General features: G+C 57.6%; 3 protein-coding genes. All 3 read left to right on the plus strand.

Annotated features, from left to right (window positions below; all coding sequences use genetic code 11):
• Nucleotides 1–540 precede the first annotated feature (540 nt).
• The 3 genes from WCJ41_RS21350 to WCJ41_RS21360 are packed head-to-tail and all read left to right on the plus strand — an operon-like array spanning nucleotide 541 to nucleotide 2,673.
• Nucleotides 541–1,191 (plus strand): GPP34 family phosphoprotein, encoded by a 651-nt coding sequence (locus WCJ41_RS21350; protein WP_336907856.1) that lies wholly within the window; start codon nucleotides 541–543, stop codon nucleotides 1,189–1,191.
• A 57-nt stretch (nucleotides 1,192–1,248) separates the two neighbouring features.
• On the plus strand, nucleotides 1,249–1,371 hold the full coding sequence (locus WCJ41_RS21355; protein WP_336907858.1) for an integrase core domain-containing protein: 123 nt from the start codon (nucleotides 1,249–1,251) through the stop codon (nucleotides 1,369–1,371).
• Nucleotides 1,372–1,431: 60 nt separating this feature from the next.
• A complete protein-coding gene (locus WCJ41_RS21360; RefSeq protein WP_336907857.1) occupies nucleotides 1,432–2,673 on the plus strand; it encodes a vanadium-dependent haloperoxidase in 1,242 nt (413 codons plus the stop codon).
• Nucleotides 2,674–2,710 lie beyond the last annotated feature (37 nt).

Consider the following 2,710-nt stretch of genomic DNA (forward strand, 5'->3'; position numbering starts at 1 on the left):
ACGTAGCGCCATGCCAGTGGTAGCAGCGCCTTGCCCAGTCTTGACCCGAACTCGATCCAGAAGGAAGGCCGCCGAGCCACGAGGAACGCTCCGGCTCCGAGGCCGAGGAGCACCACTGTGATCGCAACGACCTCCTGCCAGTTCATGCTCAAGCCACCTTCTTGTTGGGGATGGCCCAGACCAACACCGGCGTGACGAGGCCGATGATGGTGGCGATGGTGTCTGGGGTCGCCCAGGCCATGCTGAACCCGGTGACCCCAGGCCCCCGCCCCCGATCCGGCGGCAGTCGCGTCCTTAAGTGTTTCCCCGGATTGCCGAACCCTTCCCGCCACTTAGAAGTTGTTCCCCAGATGGGATCTGGACCGTGATAACAAGGGCGATTCCGTGGGGGAACGATGAAACTCTTGAAGCTTATCCTTGTCCTGCGACACCAGCGATGCCCTCACACTTACAGGCACCGCCGGCCTCGCCTCGGCGTTCTGACCCGGTCAGCAACGGCAAAGTTGTTACCGATCAAGATTACGTAAGCGAGGATTGTACATGTTGTCAGTTCCCGAGGAGTTCCTGCTCCTTACTCTGAAAGACGAGGGTGGCGCGTTCGTGGACCTTCCTGCGGAGTCGCGGCGGGCAGGGTTCGTTGGTGCAACACTCATGGAACTCGCGTTGCAGGACCGCCTTGATTACGACAACACTCAGGTCTGGTTGGTAGACGAGACACCGACCGGGAGCCGTTCTCTTGATCCAGTTCTGACCCGGCTCTCCAATCCCCTCTTCAGCAAACAGTCAGAACACCTCATAAGTCGATTGGTTGATCTCGGAGATTCGGTCCGTGAGGCTTGCCTGAATAGGCTTAGCGAAAAGGGTATTCTCGTTGAGACCGAAGGACGCTTCCGCTGGTTGCTCAAGGCCCGCCGCTATCCGATGACCGATGGAAGGGAGATTCGCGAAGTGAAACTCCGCCTGCTTGAAGTGCTACTGCACGATGGACTTCCAGACCCGCGCGATGTCTGCCTCATGTCACTGGTCGAGACTTGCGGGTTGACCGGTCAGATTGTGGAGCGATCTGATCTGGCGCTCGCTGAAAGCCGAATAGCAAAGTTCTCGAAGATGGAACTCGTCGGCCAGGACTCTCGGCGGTATCTCGAGATCCTGAGCCGTTCGATGGTACTTGCGATCCACTCCGACGTCTGATCACGCGAAGACATAGGACGCTCCCGGAGGAACGTCTTCAAGCTACTGCCCCGAATGATCAGCGAGTGCCGGTTTCACTACAACATGGGAAGGCCACATTCCGCCCTCGGATACCGCCCGCCTGCGCCCGTCACCATAGCACCGCCACCCGCACTCGACGGAACCGCAAACATGCCATAGTCTCTCATTCGACTTGGTACAAAATGTCGGTCAGGTCAGAGCGTTGGGGAGGAACTGTGAATGCATATCGGCGGCAAGCGCGTGGGAAGCCACTTGGCAATCTTGGTGCTGCTGGTGGTTTCCCTTGGGGTGGGTAGCCGACCATCGATGGCTGATTATGTCACGGACTGGTCCCGGATCAGCCTGTCTGCCATCGACGACTCTGGCGTGCCTCCCGAGGAGGCCTATAGGATCAACGCAATCGCGCAGACGGCCGTGTTCGAGTCTATGAATGCTGCCGACCCTAATTATTCCTCCGACATCGAGGCAGCGGATGCCTCCCGCCGCCCCTCACTGGATGAGAAGATAGCTGGAGCTGGAGCACTTCTTGCAGTATTCCGGGATCTGGTTCCCGAGCAAGAACCGAAGTTGCGGGCTAACCTGGAGTCTGGGACAAATCTCCCCTGGCAAAGAGACAGTGTTGAACTTGGTGAGCAGATTGCAAGTGAAATCCTGAAGCTGCCTTCGGCAGCAGCTATTCCGGACGCCGAAACCTATCGCCCCTTCACTCGGGCCGGACAGTATGTCCCGACAGTACTACCCGAATATCTGACCCTGCCCAGTCGAAAGCCATGGATCTTAGCGCGTGCCAATCAGTTGCGTCCGCCGCAACCACCCTCTCTCGGAAGCAAGGCATGGGTGTCGGCCTACCAAGAGGTCAAGGTGTGGGGAGCAAAGAAGAGCGCAAAGCGGTCTCAGGAAGATTCCGATATTGCCGTGTTCTGGTCGGCACGCGTACCGGGAAAATATTTTGGCGTTCTCTACTCCGTTGCTGACCTCCCGGAGCGAACGCCCATCGAAAATGCCCGCTTTATCGCAATTGCCTCGCAGGCAATGGATGATTCCCTCATGGCTGTCGCCGAGGCGAAGTACCACTATAATTTCTGGCGGCCGATCACAGCGATAAGGAATGGAGATAAGGACGGGAATAGGCTGACCGCAAGGGAAGGGGGCTGGCTGCCATTCATCAAGACTCCCTTGCATCCGGAGTATCCATGTTCGCACTGCTCTCACGCAGGGATTGTTGCGCAACTGATCGATGTCGAGATGGACGGAATGAGCCTGCCAGAGCTTAAGACAGTGAGCCCGGCACTGCCTGGCGTCGAGAGGTCGTGGCAGACTACACGTTCATTCTGCGATGAGGTGAACAGAGCTCGCATCCTTGGCGGCGTGCACTATCGATTTTCTACCCTCTCTGGAGAGGAACTCGGCAGGGCGATCGGCCGTCTCGCATCGTGGAAGTATATGCCAATCAAGAAGTGAGCCACGTAGTCAAAGCAATGGATTTACTAGGCGTATG

The sequence above is a fragment of the Aestuariivirga sp. genome, assembly GCF_037139295.1.
GTDB lineage: Bacteria > Pseudomonadota > Alphaproteobacteria > Rhizobiales > Aestuariivirgaceae > Aestuariivirga.

Coding starts and splice junctions, on each gene's coding strand:
- WCJ41_RS21350 (WP_336907856.1), top strand. CDS start 541: ATGTTGTCAGTTCCCGAGGAGTTCCTGCTCCTTACTCTGAAAGACGAG.
- WCJ41_RS21360 (WP_336907857.1), top strand. CDS start 1,432: ATGCATATCGGCGGCAAGCGCGTGGGAAGCCACTTGGCAATCTTGGTG.